Raw genomic sequence first — 16,149 nt, 5'->3', positions numbered from 1 at the left:
TCAGCCTTGATCCCGGAAACCGTTGACGATTGGATAGCGCCGGTCGCGGCCGAAATTGCGCCGCGTGATCTTGACTCCGGGTGCTGCCTGGCGGCGCTTGTATTCCGCCACGTAGAGCATGTGCTGAACGCGCTTCACCAGGGCCTCCGGATGGCCGCGCTTGACGATGTCGGCGACCGGCATCTCCGCCTCGACGAGGCAGGAGAGGATGTCGTCGAGCGCGTCATAGGGCGGCAGCGTGTCCTGGTCGGTCTGGTTCTCGCGCAATTCGGCGGTCGGCGCCTTGGTGATGATGCGTTCGGGGATGAGGTCGCGCTCAGGGCCTTTCAATCCTGCGGGACGGTTCTTGTTGCGCCATGCGGCCAGGCGATAGACCTCGGTCTTGTAGACGTCCTTGATCGGGTTGAAGCCGCCGTTCATGTCGCCATAGAGTGTCGCATAGCCGACCGACATTTCCGACTTGTTGCCGGTGGTCAGCACCATCGATCCGAATTTGTTGGAGATCGCCATCAAGATCACACCGCGGCTGCGCGACTGGATGTTCTCCTCGGTGGTGTCGCGGTTCCGGCCGTTGAACATGGGCTTGAGCGCCGAGAGGAAGCCTTCGACCGGCTCCTTGATCGGCACCACGTCGTAGCGCACGCCGAGCGCCTTGGCGCAGGCTTCCGCGTCGACGAGGCTGTCCTTGCTCGTATAGGCATAGGGCAGCATCACGCAATGAACCCGCTCGGCGCCCAAGCCGTCGACCGCCATGGCCGCGACCACGGCCGAATCGATGCCGCCCGAGAGGCCCAGCACCACCCCGGGGAAGCGGTTCTTCTCGACATAATCCTTGAGGCCGAGCACGCAGGCGAGCCAGGTCTCTTCTTCCTTTTCCGGCAGCCGGGCGATGTCGCTCTTCTCCATATGCCAGCCGCTCTCGCCGCGCGCCCATTGAGTGATAGCGATCGCCTCACCGAACATCGGCATCTGCAGAGCGAGGCTCCTGTCGGCATTGATGACGAAGGAGGCGCCGTCGAAGACGAGCTCGTCCTGTCCGCCGACCTGGTTCAGATAAGCGAGCGGCAGGCCGGTTTCGGTGACGCGCGCCACCACCAGGTTGAGCCTTGTGTCGTCCTTGTTCTGCTCGAAGGGCGAGCCATTGGGCACGAGCAGGAGCTCGGCGCCGGTCTCGGCCAGGGTCTCGCAGGATTCTTCCGTCCAGATGTCCTCACAGATCGGCACACCGAGGCGCACGCCCTTGAAGCTGATGGGACCGGGCGCCGGGCCCGCGGCGAAGACACGCTTCTCGTCGAAGACGCCGTAATTCGGCAGATCATGCTTGAAGCGCAGCGCCTCGACCTTGCCGTTGTTGAGGAGGGCGACGGCATTGTAGACGGACTTGCCTTCGCGCCAGGGCGTCCCGACCAGGATCGCAGGTCCTTCCCCCGTGTCGCGCGCGAGGTCCTCGACGGCCTCACGGCAGGCGGCGACGAAGGACGGCCGCAAGACCAGGTCTTCCGGCGGATAGCCGCAGATATAGAGCTCGGAATAGAGGACGAGATCGGCGCCCTTGTCCTTCGCTTCCTTATGGGCGAGCCTGGCCTTGGCGAGATTGGCCGCGACCGCGCCCACGGTCGGGTTGAGCTGGGCCAGGGCGATGACGAGACGGTCGGTCATGCGCCCGCTATTAGCGCAGCTCAAGAGGCTCATCAATTGATCTCGATGCGCTTCCGGCATGCTGAATCTCGTCCAGTTTTCCCCCTCTCCCATCCTTCGGACGGGAGAGGGGGGATAATCCGTAAGGGCCGGGAGGGGATGACTTATGACCAGAATCTGTGTTTTCGGCGCCGGCGCGATCGGCGGCTTTGTCGGGGCGAGGCTCGCCAGGGCGGGCGAGGCGGACGTCTCGCTGATCGCGCGCGGGCCCCATCTGGAGGCGATGAAGGCCAACGGCCTCAGGCTCAGCGAAGGCCATGAAGACCATGTCGTCCATCCCCGCGTGACCTCCGATCCGCGCGAGCTCGGCCGGCAGGATTTCATCATCCTCACCCTCAAGAGCCATGCCTTGCCCGGTGTTGTGGATGCGCTCCAGCCTTTGATCGGCCCCGATACGGCGATCCTCTTCGGCCAGAACGGCCTGCCCTGGTGGTATTTCTACAAGCAGGGTGGGCGGTTCGATGGCCGGCATCTCGAAAGCGTCGATCCCGGCGGCCTCTTGTGGAAGAGACTGGGTCCCGAGCGGGCGCTGGGCTCGGTGATCTGGCAGGCGGCCGAGATCAGAAGACCGGGCCATGTCGTTCATGTCTATGGCGATCGCATGCCGCTGGGCGAGCCCTCGGGCGAATTGACCGACCGGGTCAAGAGCTTGAGCGGACTGCTGATCAAGGCCGGGATCAAGAGCCCGGTGAAGCCTGATCTGCGCGATGAGATCTGGCTCAAATTATGGGGCAATCTGAGCTTCAACCCGGTGAGCGTGTTGACCAATGGCACGCTCGAGGGACTTGCACGCGACGAAAGCGCCAGACGCGTCCTCCGCGCCATGATGGTGGAGGCGCAAGCCGTCGGCGAGGCCTTGGATGTGCGCTTTCCCGTCGATGTGGAGGAACGGATGGACATGGCCGCCAAGGTCGGTGCCCATCGCACCTCGATGTTGCAGGACATCGATGCCGGCCGGCCGATCGAGCTCGATGCCCTTCTGGGCGTCGTCATCGAATTGGCGCAAATGACAGGCATCGCGACTCCGGCGCTGAAACTGGTATATGATCTGACTGGGTTCCGCGCCCGGCTAGGCGCTTTGGGACCATCCGACAGGAGGCAGGTGACGACATGAAACTCGACAATGAACGGCCCAGCGACAATATCGAGGATCGCCGTGGCCAGGGAGGCGGTTTCGGCTTTCCGCGCGGCGGAGGCGGTGGTGGCTTCCAGATCCCGATGGGCCGGGGTGGCGGCGGCATCAGCCTGCAGACCATCATCCTTATCGTGGCGGTCTATCTGATCGCCAAATTCGTCTTCGGTGTGGACCTCATCCAGATGATCACCGGCGGCGACCAGGTGCAGCCGCCGCCCGGGCAGCAGCAGAGCGAAACCCAATTGCCTTCCCCCGGAGGGCAATCCACCACCCAGAACAACCAGACGACCGGCAGCGGCCAGCAGACCGGGCAGCAGCAGACGACGGATGTCACGGGCGATGCCGGCAAGGACTTCGTATCCCGCGTCCTGGGCTCGACCGAGCGGGTATGGACCGACAAGTTCCAGCAGATGGGCCGGCAATATCAGAAGCCGACCCTCGTGCTGTTCAGCGGCTTCGTGCAGTCGGCCTGCGGCATGGCGCAATCGGCCATGGGTCCCTTTTATTGCCCGGGCGACCAGAAGGTCTATATCGATCTCTCCTTCTATCAGGACATGAAGAACAAGCTCGGTGCTCCCGGCGACTTCGCCCAGGCCTATGTGATCGCGCATGAAGTCGGCCATCACATCCAGAATCTCCTCGGCATCGCCGCCAAGGTGCAGCAGGCGCGCATGCAGTCCTCGCAGGAGGAGGGCAATCAGCTCTCGGTCCGCATGGAGCTCCAGGCCGATTGCCTGGCCGGCGTGTGGGCGAAGACGGCCAACGACACGAACCGGATTCTCGAGGAAGGCGACATCGAAGAGGGCCTCAATGCCGCAGCCGCGATTGGCGATGACCGCTTGCAGCGTCGCTCGCAGGGCTATGTCGTCCCCGAATCCTTCACCCACGGGTCGTCCGAGCAGCGCGTGCGCTGGTTCAAGCAGGGCATGCAGACGGGCGACATGAACTCCTGCGATACGTTCGGCACCAATCAGCTGTGAGCGGGCGCCTTCTGTCCAAAACAAAACGGGCGCCTACGGGCGCCCGTTCGCATTTTGATGGAGACTCGATCAGGCTTTGCTCATCGAATTCTTGATGAGGCCCGCGATTACCTGGAGGACTGCGCCGCCGACGCCGCCACCGACGACATTCTGAATGATGGCGCCGATGCCGCCCGTAGCGGCCGCTGCCGCCGCCGGATCAGCAGGTGGGACAGCACCCCCGGTGAGCGAGCTCAGAATCTGACCGAGAACGATGCCGCCGATGGCGCCGACGATCGAGTTGCCCGTCGAGCCGAGGCTTGAATTCTTGACCACGGCACCGCCGACATTGCCACCCACCGCACCCAAAACCAACTGAATGATAAGGCCGATCCAATCCATGACTTGACCCCTCTAATAGTTGCCCAGAGCTGCGTTACCGCAGCTGGTGGGAGTCTATACCTCTCCCGCCTGGGGTAAAGAGCGAATATCGACCCTGTGCATGAGGGGCCAAAACCTCAATAGGCGTTCTGGGTCTTAAGCAGCGCCAGCGGCGTCTTGGCGAGGATATAAAGATCGAAGCCGAGCGACCACTGGTCGATATAGTCGAGATCGTGCAGCACGCGTTGCTCGATCTTTTCCTTGGTGTCGGTCTCGCCGCGCCAGCCATTTATTTGCGCCCAGCCGGTGATGCCGGGCTTCACCCGATGGCGGGCAAAATAGCCGTCGACGACCTGCTCGTAGAGGGCGTCCTGGGCCTTGGCCTGGGTGGCATGCGGGCGTGGTCCGACGAGTGAGAGCTGACCGGTTAAAACATTGAAAAGCTGGGGTAATTCGTCAATCGAGGTCTTGCGGATAAAGCGCCCGACGGGGGTCACGCGCGGGTCGCCCTTGCTCACCAGCCGGATGGCGTTGGCGTCGCTTCGATCGGCATACATCGAGCGGAATTTATAGACCTCGATGAGCTCGTTGTTGAAGCCGTAGCGGCGCTGCTTGAACAGGATCGGTCCCTTGCTGTCGAGCCTGACCGCGAGCGCCGTCAAGGCGAGGATCGGTGACAGGACCACGATGAGGAGGACGGCGAGGCCCCGGTCCATCGTCGATTTGAGGAACGATCCCCAGCCGGTGAGCGGCCGGTCGAAGACCGCGAGCAAGGGCAGGTTTCCGAGCTGGGTATAGGCGCGCGGGCTCAATTTGAGCTTGGAGGCCTGGCCACTGATTCGGATGTCGACGGGGAGCTCCCACAGCCGTTTCAGGATCTGCAGGAGCCTCGCTTCGGCGGAGAGGGGGATGGCGACGATGATCAGATCGACCCGATGCTCGCGCGCGAAAAAGGCGAGCTCGCTGATCGAGCCTAGCTTCTTGTGGGTACCGATCGATTGCGGACTGCGGTCATCGAAACGGTCGTCGAAGAGCCCGACGATGTCGATATCGAGATCGGGCGAGGCTTCGAGCGTGGCGATAGCTTCCTCGGCTGCTTTGCCGCCACCGACAATGGCGATGCGGCGACGGAAGCGGCCGGCGCGATCGAGAGGTGCCGCCCACAAAGCGGCGATGCCGCGAGTCGCGGCAAAGTAGAGCGCGGTGAAGAGGGCCCAGGCGGTAAACCATTGCACGGGCAGATCGAGAAGCCCCGTAACCTTCGCCACGAGATGATTGAGCGCGCCGCAGACGAGACAGACGGCGAGCGATAGGGCGATGGATCTGAAACCGCTGCGCAACGAGGCAATCTCGTAGAGACCGAGGCTGCGCAAGGCGAGCATGCTGAGCAGCACCAGCTCGAGGCAGAAGAAGCCGACAAGCGCGTCGTTGTCGGGTGCAGAAGCGAGACCCGCGGTGTCGAACGTGATGGCGAGCGCGCCGAGGCCGAGGATGATGAAGTCGAACGCCTTGAGCAGGCGTTGCGCCACTTCCACATCGATATAGGGCGAGCGCGGCGTCCCCGGTCTTTCGATCATGTGATGCCCCCATTGACCTTCCTCGCAAAGAGGAATCGGATCTATCCGCGCCATATCACGACGAAAAATAAGCCGAGGTAAAAGCCTAGCGCACCGGCGAATGTCTGCGGCTCGGATGGTTCAAACGGTCTTAACGGCGGAAGCGCCGGGCCGCCAAAAGAAAGCCCCGCGAAGCGCGGGGCAAATGAAAGTCAGGTGCTGTCAGGAGACGGGGAGAGAAAATATCGGGGGGTCGATCGGCCGTCCCATCTCGATCGGCAACGTATCATTTCATGACGGGTGATTCACGTTAATCAGCCGTTAGCCTTGATGGGTTGTTAACGCATTGCGTGCGATTTTAGTGAAATCGGCGCCCTCAGGCCTCACACCTTTCGACCGATTAACACTGGGGTGAAAAGGCTCTAGTCTATGTGCCGCAGTCTTGCCATGTGGGCATGCAGTGCTTGGGGAAAAGTGTCTGAGGAGGAACAAATCGTGTCTGGACCAGCCTTAACGCGCCGTCATTTTATCGGCGGAGCCCTGGCGAGCTGTGCGTCCGCGCCGGTGAGCCTTTCCACCACGGCCGCCTGGGCCGACCAGGACCTGGACGATCCCTATCCGCTGCCGCCTTTCGACGAGAAGAAGCTGCCCAAGCAATATCGCCGGGCCGTCGTTCCCTACCAGACCCGGCATTGGCCGGGCACGGTGATCGTCAACACCGGCAGCCGCCAGCTTTTCATCGTCCTCGAAGGCCAGCAGGCCCTGCGCTTCGGCTGCGCCGTCGGCCGCGACGGCTTCCGCTGGGCGGGCCTCGCCGATGTCGGCCGCAAGGTGATGTGGCCGCGCTGGACGCCGCCCAAGGACATGATCGAGCGGAGCCCGGAAAAGGCGAAATGGAAGAACGGCATGCCGGGCGGCCCCGAAAACCCGCTGGGCGCCAGGGCGCTCTATCTGTTCCAGAACGGCAACGACACGCTCTACCGCATCCACGGCACCAACGAGCCGATGTCGATCGGCAAGAATGCCTCTTCCGGTTGCATCCGCATGCTCAACCAGGACATCATCGAGCTCTATCGCCGCGCCCCCGTCGGCAGCCGGGTCGTGGTCATGGCGGAGGGCTGGTGATGCGGAAGCCCTTGAGCGCAGTTCCCGGCTGGGCCGCGGTCGTCTTGGCCGCGGGCCTGCTTGCCGCCTGCAGCTCTTCCGACAAGAGTGTCGACACGGGGACCGGGCCGACCGTCACCGAGCCGCCGCCGACGACCGTTCCCACGGGCCCGATGAAGGCCGGCGATATCATGCGCGTCCTGTCGGGCAACAGCTTCCGCTACACCCGCCCCGTCAACCGCACCGGGACGACGACCTTCAACAGCGACGGGACCTTCAGCTACCAGGAGAGCGGCAAGGGCGAGGGGACCGGCATCTGGCAGGCGAGCGATGGATCGCTGTGCGAGGCGTTCAATCCCACGAGCTTCCTGCCCAGGGGAACCCGCACCGAATGCCATCCGTTCAAGCAGACCGCGCAAGGGGCCTATTCGGCCGGCAGCGCCACCTTCGAGCCGATGTAGGGTCGCCCTAAACCCGGCTCAATAAGCTTTGCGGTCGGCAGGTGCTTTGCAATAGCGGCGCAAGGACGGCTCCCGGCTATAGACCAGGACAATCACGGATGCGTTCATGACAGGACCACTGAGCCGGTCCGTTCCCTGCCGCAAAACCTGCTGATGTAGGTAAGGCGCCGTCCATCCAGCCAGTTCACTTCGACCACCCCTTGCGTTTGCTTTTCAATGAATGGAGGAGCGTGAACAAACCGCCGCTCGGTATACACAAACAACAATTTCCTGCCGATCAGACTGCCGTTTTCGCCAAAGAATCTGCGCAGCGATGCCGATGAAATGTCGGCGCAGCGGAACGTTCTTCCCGGGTTGGTGAAGCGGGTGGCCGCTTCATATTGCAGCCTCTTCACCGGTAGAGGCACATTCGGGAACTCTGCAAAATAAACTTTAAGACTCGGGGCGGGAACGGGAACCGTGTACATGCCATATCCTCCGAGCCGCCACGGATTTATCTGGTCAGTTGCGACCAGACGCAGGTGGATTCCGATCCAGACAGTGTGAAGGGCCAGCAGACCGACGACAGTCCATTTCCGCCACTTTGTGCTATGCAGCATAGCTCAGCACCATGTTTAGAAGGTTGGATAGACGGTAAACATCGACGGCGAGAAGGATCACGCTACCGACGAGCAACCACAAGGGCATGCCAAAGCGGAAAACGATGCAAAGCAGGGCGATGTTCAGGATCTGAAAATTCATCTCATCGGCATAGACTCCGGCTCCCAGAAGAAAACCGATCTCGATGGCGAGAAAGACGAGTGAATTCAATCCAAGCAGCAGAAGAATGCCGACAGCAAGCTGCCAGACAAGTATGAATATCGAGATCGCTCGATAATATATGCAGGGAGTAGTCGAAGTGCCGTCACACAGAAATGAAAACAATCTCTCGGTCGTTGAGCCGCCCGTGCTGAGCCACGCAATGAATGAGCCATCTACGTAGCTGCCTGCCAAGATTTTCTGGGAAAACGCGGCAAGCATCACTATCCCAAGAGTTATCCTCAGATAATAAGCATAGAGATCCGACGTCCACCAATCTTTGAACAGGAGTGCGATTGGTATGGACCAGAGTGCAAGATAGGTGTGATTGGCGAGCATGGCCCAATCCGGCAGGATCGCAAGCGCTGCTATGGCGATAAAGAGCCCGACCGCCAATCTGCTTGTGCGGGCCCATGCGGCGAGCACGGAAGACAGTACAAGCCCCGCGCCCAACACGTCGAGAGTAAACCGACCGTACAAATGCACTTTGACATATGAGCCAATCCAGAGCGGGTGTTCCTGAAAGGCCACTGATAGAATAGCCACGGTCAGCGGCACACGATATCTGGCTCCGCTCGCTTCATATAATTGTGAAAGCTTTGAAAAATACGGATTGGTTTTTGGCATTTCATCGTAGCGTTGATCTACGGTGCGGATAAACCGGCTATCCATGTTTCGCCTCAGCAATGAGGTCCTCCCAGGAACCTCGTCAATTAACCGAGAAAGACTCAACAGAGAAACACGCACGAATTGGAATGACCGACACCTCCCCTCAGTCCGATCCAGAAAGCCCGGCGGGAGGGGAGATGAATGAATGACAATGGCTGTCTTCTATTGCCGCTTGCCTGGCAATTGATATCGGCTTCTCGCGCATTCGTCCACGAGCTTATCGGGCCGGATGCTCTAACGAAGCCAATTTAACCGCGCATGCCGGTTCACATCCTTGTAGAGAAGGTAGCGGAAGCGCCCCGGTCCGCCGGCATAGCAGGCTTGCGGGCAGAAGGCCCTGAGCCACATGAAATCGCCGGCCTCCACTTCCACCCAGTCCTGGTTCAGCCGATAGACCGCCTTGCCTTCGAGCACATAGAGGCCGTGTTCCATCACATGGGTCTCGGCGAAGGGAATCACCGCGCCTGGCTCGAGTGTGACGATCGTCACATGCATGTCGTGCCTGAGATCCCGAGGATCGACAAAGCGCGTGGTCGCCCATCGACCGTCGGTGCCGGGCATGGGGTCGGGCTTGATGTCGCGCTCATTGGCGACAAGGGCCTCCGGTTTTTCGAGGCCCTCGACCGCCTCGTAGGATTTGCGGATCCAGTGGAACTTGGCGGGGCCTGAGGCCTCGTTGCGGACCGACCAACGGGTGCCCGGTGGAATGAAGGCAAAGAAACCGGGCGTCATCTCATGCCGCTTGCCTTCGATCGTCAACGCCAGGCTGCCCTCGACGACGAACAATCCCGCTTCCGCATTGCCGTCGGTTTCGGGCCGCGTGCTGCCCCCGCCGGGACCGACTTCCATGATGTATTGCGAGAAGGTCTCGGCGAAGCCCGAGAGCGACCGCGCGATGATCCAGGCCCGGGTCTTTTCCCAGAACGGCAAGGCGCTCGCCACGATATCGCGCATCACGCCTTTCGGAATGACGGCATAGGCTTCCGTGAAGGCCGCGCGGCCGGTCAGAAGCTCGCTCTGCGCCGGGTGGCCGCCGAGCGCGGAAAAGTATTTTCCGGAGGTCATTGGGGTTTGCTTTGAACGAGATCGCCAAGGGCGGTCAGAAGCGGGGCGAGCTCCGTCTCATAGCGCCGCCAGCGCTCGACCGAGCTGCTATAGATCGGGTTCCTGACCTGCTGCCGGCTGAAGGTGCGGACCGTTCGTCCCGCTTCATGGAACTTGAGGCAGGCGTCGTCCCACGGCAGCCCGATGAAGTCGATCAGCTTCCTGGCTTCGTTCTCGAAGTCCGCCGTGAGCTGCTCATAGTTCAGCTCATAGATTCTCAGGGGCACCACCGTTTTCCAATGATCCATGAGCCGCTTGTATTCGCGATAATAGAGGCCCAGATCCGTAAGGTTCCTGCTGTAGCCGTGAGCTTCATTGAGCGGATTCTGGAAGCATGACCAGCAGGTATCGACCGGATTGCGCGAGCAATGGACGATGCGCGCCTCGGGACACATCAGAGCCAGGAATGCCAGATTCTCGAAATTATGCGGTAGCTTGTCGACGACACGTTCCGCCTTGGGGGCGTGGAACTTGAGCAGGTCGACGTAATTGTCGCCCATCTCGCGCAGGCCCTTGTCCCCCAGAGCGCCGAGCGACGCCATGAACTTGCTGATATCGCGGCGAGGACCATAGTCGAGCCGATTGACGAACAGCCCGATTCGCAAGAGCTCGCCAGCTCCGCCCGCCCGGCCATGGCTGGCGATAATCTGCTCCGTGAGTGTCGTGCCCGAGCGCGGCATGCCGACGACAAGGACAGGGAGCGGGCTTGGATTTCCAACGGCGGAGCGTTCGCGGAAAAAGCCCGGAGTGACAATCTCGATGAGCCTGTCCACCCAGGCGCGGTATTTTCCGATGTCAAAACTGCCCGTGGACAGCCGGTTGGCCTGGTCGAAATGCGAAAAGGCCAGGGGATAGTTGCGTGCCCTCTCGTGAATGAAGCCGAGGGCGGTGTGGAGCCGGCTGCGTCCCTCCTCTTTGAGCTTGTCGTTTGCCAAAAGCTGCTCGATTTCGGCGGTGATCGCGGCATCCCCTTCGGGGGGAGGGTTTCGCGAGAAATAGTAATATGATCCGATGCGGTTGTTTGATCGCGACTGCCGTAGCTCTTGATAGAGCACGCTCGCCGCATCACCCTTGCCGTGGGCATCGAGGCTCTCCGCAAGCTCCCGCTTCACGTCGCTGTCACCCGGCATGATCTTGTGAAGACGCTCGAGATAGGGCAGCGCCTTTTCGGCCTTGCCGACCTCATTGTAGTATTTGCCGATAGCGAGAAGGGCCGCCGAGAGATCGGGCTTGATCGCCAGCGCCTTGTGAAGGAAAGGCAGAGCCAGTTCGATGAGATGAAGATCGATATAGAGACGCCCGAGATTGTTCAGATAATGCGCATTCTCCGGCTCCGCCTTGACGGCGAATTCGAAATGGGGAACGGCCAGTCTATTCTTGTCCTGTCGGACATAGGCGACGCCCAATATGTTATGGACGTCGGGCCTCCGCGGATTGGCCTTGAGGAGTTTGAGGGCTTCGGTCTCGGCTGCGGCAAGATCGTTACGCTCCATCAGCGAACCGATCCGCCGGATCTCGGCCACGACCGGATCCGGCCTCTTATAGGAAAACTGCGAGCCCAATTTCATCTTCATTGCAGACCGATCCGAAACCCTTGCGCGTGATGCCGGCTCCATAGAAGCCATCACGCTTTAGCAGGAGCAACCCTGTAGTCCAATCCGGAAAAAAACCAAAGGCCCCTGCAGTGATGCAGGGGCCTCTGGTAGGAGATCGGAACTCAGGAATGAGAAGCAGGAACGACCACTCCTGAGCCCGCAATCCTCAACTGCTGTTACGGGAACCGCAGATAGGTGCCGAACCACACCTGCAAGCTGTCGCCATCGTCTTCGATCCCAGCGGTGCTGCCGGGGGCATTCACGAAGTCGTTGAACTCGACATAGGTGGCGCCGAAGCCCAGCGTAACCTGGCTGACCGGATCCCAGAAGATGCCGCCGTTGAAGCCGAGCGCTTCACCACCAAGATCATAGTCTTCGTAGCCGAGGCCCAATTCCAGCCGGGTATCCTCGGACACATTGGCGATCACGCCGCCGCTGGCGCCCCAGAACTCGTCATCCGTGGTGACCGGCGAGACGTTGTTCGCATAGGACGATGTGCCTTCGCCAACCACCGCAGCCGCGTAGAAGGTGAAGCTGTCGGCGATGCCAATGGTGGCGCCGCCGCCGACCGCCCAGTCGGTCGACCCGAATTCGTCGTCCTGAAGGAGGCCGACGACCTGAGCCGTGAAGGCGTCAGACGAGTACATCAAGTAAGCCTGGAGATTCGGGATGTCCGACTTGTCTTTCTCCGTTGTCGAAGTCGTCAGCACCAGGAATGTGCCGGTGTTGCCGACGCCGTCGGTGGTCGTCACGGTGGCGACGCCGGTCTTCACGGTCGTGATATTGTCCGGATCTTCGACGGAGATCGCGAAGGCCAACGGGCCGCTCGTGAAGGTGAGGCGGAACTGCTCGTTGTTGACGTTCGACGGACCGACCGTGCGGACCGGGAGCGAGCTCACCATCCAGTCAAGGCTGGTCTGCAGAGCGCCGGTATTGTCGTTATAGCCGGCCATCAGCTCCCATTCCGGAGCGAATTTCCACCAGCCATAGGCCTTGTTCATATTGGTGGATTCGGAATAGTCCGAGAAGTTGCCGCCGCCCGAGGCTTCGAGACGGAAATAGCCGCCGACTTCGCCGACCGCCGTGTCGACCTTGCCGCGGATAAAGATACGGCCGCGATTGGCCACATCAAGCGTATCGTCGCTGTGCTTGTCGTCGATATCGGTATAGACCAGGGCGGTGCGGATTTCACCGGACACCGATACTTCCGCGACCGGAGCCGCGTCAGCCGTCGGCATGACCGAGAACGTGATACCCGAATCTTCACGCACGCGATCACCATAACGCTCAGGCAGGATACCTTCGAAGGTTCCCTGGCCGTCACGGAAGGTCAAAAGGCTGTAGCCCGACGGCGCCGACGCCTGCGGCTGAGCCTCGAGCTGCGACACTCGCGTCTGCAGAGCCTCGATCTGCGCCTTGAGATCGGCGAGATCGTCGGCTCGGGCAGCAGTGGCAGTCACGGCCACAGCCGCACTACCGAGAAGCGCCCACTTCATCATCTTCATTATGTTTCTCCCACTTCTTGGAGTGTTCAAAGCGGCCCCCCGATCCCCTACAGAAACTGGCTTGGAAGGCTGCACGACTGAATCGTGCATGGCGCTACATTCTTCTCGCTGGTCTCCAGCGTCAAGTAACCTGGGCCGCACTATGGCAGAATCTCGACAGGTGTTGCCGGTTTGCCACATATATGGATGGAGGGATTGGCAGGAGATTCCTGATTTGTTTCACTTTGGGGCGACGCTCCTAGCCCTTATCAGGCTTAAGAAATACCGAATTTAACTATGAGGAAACACCGTCGGAGGCGGGAAAAGGCCGAAGGCAGACGGCGGCCGGAATAAAACCCGTTCGGGCTAGCTTGCTGGAGCCGAAGCTCACGGTAGAGAGGCCTGCCTACGCCCTTCGAGCCCCGGCGCGGCGCGGCCTGAACCTCAAGCTGGCTCGATTCTTGACTTTGCCGGGCCTAGGACCCTATATCGCGGCACTCCTGAATAGGGCGATTAGCTCAGTTGGTAGAGCACTGTGTTCACATCGCAGGGGTCACTGGTTCGAGTCCAGTATCGCCCACCAGCCTTCGCTCGCGAAGCGTGCGAAGGCTGCCGCGCCGAAGCCCGAAGGGCGAAGGCGGGCCGGTTGCCGCGAGCTTCGGCTCGGCAAGCCAGCCCTAAGGTTCAAATGGTCTTCGGATCGGCAAGCCAGCCCTAAATTTAAAATGATCTATGTCTATGAAGTTGCGCCTGTTTTCACGAGCTTGGGCTCGGCAAGCGCCGCCCGAATCGGCTCATAGGCCTCGGAAAAGTGGCTGATCAGGGCGTCGGGCTTGAAGCTCTGGATGGGCAGGGCGGTGTAGCCGAAGGTCACGCCCAAGACCGGAACCCCGGCGGCCCTGGCCGTCAGCACGTCGGTCTCGCTGTCGCCGACGAGGAGGGAACGCGCCGTCTCGGCCCCCATCCGGCGCAGCGCCTCGCGATAGGGGGCGGGATCGGGCTTGGCGATGCCGATCGTGTCGGGGCCGACAATGGCGCTGAAATAGGTGCTGAGGCCCAGGGCATCGATCAGCTTGACCGACAGGCCTTCGAGCTTGTTGGTGCAGATGCCGAGGCCGATGCCGTCCGCCTTGAGCCGGTCCAAGAGCGCGACGCAGCCCGGAAAAGGCACGCTTTCCCTTGCGATATGGGCGCCATAATAGGCGACGAATTTCTCATAAAGGGGCTCGATATCCTGAGCGTCGAGCGGGCCTCCCGTCGCCGTGAAGCCGCGGGCGATGAGCTTGCGGGCGCCATAGCCCACGAATGCGCGCACCTGGCCGAGGGTTACTTCGTCGCGGCCGGCGCTGGTGAGGACATGATTCGTGGCGCGCCACAGATCGGGAGCGGTGTCGACGAGCGTCCCGTCGAGGTCGAAGATAACGGCTTTGTGGGTCATGATCGGTCTGGGCGCCCGGATATAGCCGTGCTCTCCCGGTCCCGGCAAGACTGTGCGTCCTGCTGCGCGCCCATGGGGCGCTTCGCAGGACTGGAGGGGAACCCTCCGAAGCTCGAGCTAGCGAAGGAGGGCACGGCAGCCATGAAAACCGCCTTTTTGCGGTTTCGGGCGCCTGTGCTAAGACGCCGCCGGCGAAAGCGTCAGGCGCTTCACAATTTACCGAACCTTCCCTAATGGCGCTGCATTGACAGGCCGGGAAGGCTCCAAAGGACAGGAGAGAGGACCCATGGATATCCACAAGACCCAGGCACTGCGCGACATCCTCAAGGACAAGTCGCTCCTCAAGGAGAAATGCTACATCGACGGCAAATGGGTTTCGGGCAAGGCTGTGATCGACGTCACCAACCCGGTGAACGAGGACGTGATCGCCTCCGTGCCCAATCTGGGTGCGGCCGAGACCAGGAGCGCCATCGAGGCGGCCGCCAAGGCCCAGAAGGCCTGGGGCTTGAAGCCCGCCAAGGAACGCACGGCGATCTTGCGCAAATGGTATAATCTGATGCTGGAGAACCAGGAGGACCTGGCCCAGATCATGACCGCCGAGCAGGGCAAGCCCTTGGCCGAATCGCGCGGCGAAGTGGTCTATGGCGCCTCCTTCATCGAATTCTTCGCCGAGGAGGCCAAGCGCATCTATGGCGAGACCATACCCTCGCCCTGGCCGACGTCCCGCATCGTCACCATCCGCCAGCCCATCGGCGTCGTCGGCGCCATCACGCCGTGGAACTTCCCCAATGCCATGATCACCCGCAAGGCGGGTCCGGCGCTCGCCGCCGGCTGCAGCTTCGTCTGCAAGCCCGCCAGCGAGACGCCGCTCTCGGCCCTGGCCCTGGGCGAACTCGCCGAGCGCGCCGGCATCCCCGCGGGCGTCTTCAACGTCATCACCGGGTCGGCCAGGCCGATCGGCGGCGAGCTGACCTCCAACCCCCTGGTGCGCATCCTGACCTTCACCGGCTCGACCGAGATCGGCAAGCTCCTGATGCAGCAATGCGCCTCGACGGTGAAGAAGGTCGGCATGGAGCTCGGCGGCAACGCGCCCTTCATCGTCTTCGACGACGCCGATCTCGATGCCGCGGTCCAAGGCGCCATGGCGTCCAAATACCGCAATGCCGGCCAGACCTGTGTGTGCGCCAACCGCATCCTGGTCCAGGACAAGGTCTATGACAAATTCACCGAGAAGTTCGCCGAAGCGGTGAAGAAGCTGAAAGTCGGCAATGGCGCCGAGCAGGGCGTCACCACCGGCCCCCTGATCAATCCCGCCGCGGTGAAGAAGGTGCGCGAGCATATCGATGACGCGGTGAAGAAGGGCGCCAAGCTCGTGACGGGCGGCAAGGAGCTCGGCGGCAATTTCTTCGAGCCGACGATCCTGCGCGATGTGACGACCGAGATGGCGGTGGCGCGCGAGGAGACCTTCGGTCCGGTGGCCCCGCTCTTCCGCTTCAAGACGGAAGAGGAGGCCATCAGGATGGCCAACGACACCGAATTCGGCCTCGCCTGCTATTTCTATGCCCGCGACATCGGCCGCATCTGGCGCGTCGCCGAGGGCCTCGAATATGGCATGGTCGGCATCAATGAAGGCATCATCTCGACCGAGGTGGCGCCCTTCGGCGGTGTCAAGGAATCAGGCATCGGCCGCGAGGGCTCGCATCACGGCATCGAGGAATTCACCGAGATCAAATACATGCTGATGGGCGGCCTCGGTTCGTAGGCGTA

At 61.5% G+C, this 16,149-nt stretch carries 14 protein-coding genes and 1 tRNA gene; 6 read left to right on the top strand and 9 right to left on the bottom strand.

What is annotated here, in order from left to right; genetic code table 11:
- On the bottom strand, positions 1-1,659 hold the full coding sequence (locus tag DS839_RS22250) for an NAD+ synthase (RefSeq protein WP_119272668.1): 1,659 nt from the start codon (positions 1,657-1,659) through the stop codon (positions 1-3).
- Positions 1,660-1,804: 145 nt separating this feature from the next.
- On the opposite strand from DS839_RS22250, the gene DS839_RS22245 reads away from it, so the two are divergent.
- Both DS839_RS22245 and ypfJ read left to right on the top strand, forming a co-directional pair.
- The gene (locus tag DS839_RS22245; RefSeq protein ID WP_119272667.1) at positions 1,805-2,812 is read left to right on the top strand and encodes a 2-dehydropantoate 2-reductase; all 1,008 of its coding nucleotides are present in this window, start codon (positions 1,805-1,807) and stop codon (positions 2,810-2,812) included.
- On the top strand, positions 2,809-3,813 hold the full coding sequence (gene ypfJ, locus DS839_RS22240; RefSeq protein WP_119272666.1) for a KPN_02809 family neutral zinc metallopeptidase: 1,005 nt from the start codon (positions 2,809-2,811) through the stop codon (positions 3,811-3,813). Before DS839_RS22245 ends, ypfJ begins: the two co-directional genes overlap by 4 nt.
- Positions 3,814-3,882: 69 nt before the next feature.
- Here the strand turns inward: ypfJ and DS839_RS22235 are convergent, their stop codons facing one another.
- Together DS839_RS22235 and DS839_RS22230 are read right to left on the bottom strand one after the other, a co-directional pair.
- Positions 3,883-4,194 carry a hypothetical protein gene (locus DS839_RS22235; protein WP_119272665.1) on the bottom strand — a complete coding sequence of 104 codons (312 nt, stop codon included), beginning with the start codon at positions 4,192-4,194 and terminating at the stop codon, positions 3,883-3,885.
- Between the two features lie 116 nt (positions 4,195-4,310).
- Positions 4,311-5,750 carry an undecaprenyl-phosphate glucose phosphotransferase gene (locus DS839_RS22230; RefSeq protein WP_368911832.1) on the bottom strand — a complete coding sequence of 480 codons (1,440 nt, stop codon included), beginning with the start codon at positions 5,748-5,750 and terminating at the stop codon, positions 4,311-4,313.
- Between the two features lie 474 nt (positions 5,751-6,224).
- Between DS839_RS22230 and DS839_RS22225 the strand changes: the two genes are divergently transcribed.
- Positions 6,225-6,854, top strand: a complete 630-nt coding sequence (locus tag DS839_RS22225) for a L,D-transpeptidase (RefSeq protein WP_368911831.1) — start codon at positions 6,225-6,227, stop codon at positions 6,852-6,854.
- Entirely contained in the window at positions 6,854-7,294 is a 441-nt protein-coding gene (locus DS839_RS22220; protein ID WP_119272662.1) for a hypothetical protein, read from the top strand. Before DS839_RS22225 ends, DS839_RS22220 begins: the two co-directional genes overlap by 1 nt.
- A 104-nt stretch (positions 7,295-7,398) precedes the next feature.
- Here the strand turns inward: DS839_RS22220 and DS839_RS22215 are convergent, their stop codons facing one another.
- The 5 genes from DS839_RS22215 to DS839_RS22195 all read right to left on the bottom strand — a co-directional run bounded on the left by DS839_RS22215 (position 7,399) and on the right by DS839_RS22195 (position 12,965).
- A complete protein-coding gene (locus tag DS839_RS22215) occupies positions 7,399-7,761 on the bottom strand; it encodes a hypothetical protein (RefSeq protein WP_119272661.1) in 363 nt (120 codons plus the stop codon).
- A 121-nt stretch (positions 7,762-7,882) separates the two neighbouring features.
- Entirely contained in the window at positions 7,883-8,764 is an 882-nt protein-coding gene (locus DS839_RS22210) for a hypothetical protein (RefSeq protein WP_119272660.1), read from the bottom strand.
- A 231-nt stretch (positions 8,765-8,995) separates the two neighbouring features.
- The gene (locus DS839_RS22205) at positions 8,996-9,826 is read right to left on the bottom strand and encodes a bifunctional allantoicase/(S)-ureidoglycine aminohydrolase (protein WP_119272659.1); all 831 of its coding nucleotides are present in this window, start codon (positions 9,824-9,826) and stop codon (positions 8,996-8,998) included.
- Complete coding sequence (locus DS839_RS22200) at positions 9,823-11,439, bottom strand: tetratricopeptide repeat-containing sulfotransferase family protein (RefSeq protein ID WP_162918724.1); 1,617 nt, start codon at positions 11,437-11,439, stop codon at positions 9,823-9,825. The genes DS839_RS22205 and DS839_RS22200 overlap by 4 nt, the downstream gene beginning before the upstream one ends.
- A gap of 197 nt (positions 11,440-11,636) precedes the next feature.
- A complete protein-coding gene (locus DS839_RS22195; protein WP_119272657.1) occupies positions 11,637-12,965 on the bottom strand; it encodes a porin family protein in 1,329 nt (442 codons plus the stop codon).
- A gap of 486 nt (positions 12,966-13,451) precedes the next feature.
- On the opposite strand from DS839_RS22195, the gene DS839_RS22190 reads away from it, so the two are divergent.
- A tRNA-Val gene (locus DS839_RS22190) sits at positions 13,452-13,527 on the top strand.
- A 153-nt stretch (positions 13,528-13,680) separates the two neighbouring features.
- Here DS839_RS22190 and gph read toward each other — a convergent pair.
- Positions 13,681-14,382: a phosphoglycolate phosphatase gene (gph, locus tag DS839_RS22185; protein ID WP_119272656.1), complete on the bottom strand. Its 702-nt coding sequence runs from the start codon at positions 14,380-14,382 to the stop codon at positions 13,681-13,683.
- Between the two features lie 286 nt (positions 14,383-14,668).
- On the opposite strand from gph, the gene DS839_RS22180 reads away from it, so the two are divergent.
- On the top strand, positions 14,669-16,144 hold the full coding sequence (locus DS839_RS22180; RefSeq protein ID WP_119272655.1) for an NAD-dependent succinate-semialdehyde dehydrogenase: 1,476 nt from the start codon (positions 14,669-14,671) through the stop codon (positions 16,142-16,144).
- Positions 16,145-16,149 lie beyond the last annotated feature (5 nt).

This window comes from Taklimakanibacter deserti, assembly GCA_003574785.1.
Note: the sequence above shows the minus strand (reverse complement) of the source record. Positions and strands in the feature narration are given on the sequence as shown.

What these genes read in the sequence shown, in the direction of transcription:
- DS839_RS22195 (WP_119272657.1), bottom strand. Translation starts at nt 12,965, where the DNA reads ATGAAGATGATGAAGTGGGCGCTTCTCGGTAGTGCGGCTGTGGCCGTG.
- ypfJ (WP_119272666.1), top strand. Translation starts at nt 2,809, where the DNA reads ATGAAACTCGACAATGAACGGCCCAGCGACAATATCGAGGATCGCCGT.
- DS839_RS22220 (WP_119272662.1), top strand. Translation starts at nt 6,854, where the DNA reads ATGCGGAAGCCCTTGAGCGCAGTTCCCGGCTGGGCCGCGGTCGTCTTG.
- DS839_RS22250 (WP_119272668.1), bottom strand. Translation starts at nt 1,659, where the DNA reads ATGACCGACCGTCTCGTCATCGCCCTGGCCCAGCTCAACCCGACCGTG.
- DS839_RS22215 (WP_119272661.1), bottom strand. Translation starts at nt 7,761, where the DNA reads ATGTACACGGTTCCCGTTCCCGCCCCGAGTCTTAAAGTTTATTTTGCA.
- DS839_RS22180 (WP_119272655.1), top strand. Translation starts at nt 14,669, where the DNA reads ATGGATATCCACAAGACCCAGGCACTGCGCGACATCCTCAAGGACAAG.
- DS839_RS22200 (WP_162918724.1), bottom strand. Translation starts at nt 11,439, where the DNA reads ATGAAGATGAAATTGGGCTCGCAGTTTTCCTATAAGAGGCCGGATCCG.
- gph (WP_119272656.1), bottom strand. Translation starts at nt 14,382, where the DNA reads ATGACCCACAAAGCCGTTATCTTCGACCTCGACGGGACGCTCGTCGAC.
- DS839_RS22210 (WP_119272660.1), bottom strand. Translation starts at nt 8,764, where the DNA reads ATGGATAGCCGGTTTATCCGCACCGTAGATCAACGCTACGATGAAATG.
- DS839_RS22235 (WP_119272665.1), bottom strand. Translation starts at nt 4,194, where the DNA reads ATGGATTGGATCGGCCTTATCATTCAGTTGGTTTTGGGTGCGGTGGGT.
- DS839_RS22230 (WP_368911832.1), bottom strand. Translation starts at nt 5,750, where the DNA reads ATGATCGAAAGACCGGGGACGCCGCGCTCGCCCTATATCGATGTGGAA.
- DS839_RS22245 (WP_119272667.1), top strand. Translation starts at nt 1,805, where the DNA reads ATGACCAGAATCTGTGTTTTCGGCGCCGGCGCGATCGGCGGCTTTGTC.
- DS839_RS22205 (WP_119272659.1), bottom strand. Translation starts at nt 9,826, where the DNA reads ATGACCTCCGGAAAATACTTTTCCGCGCTCGGCGGCCACCCGGCGCAG.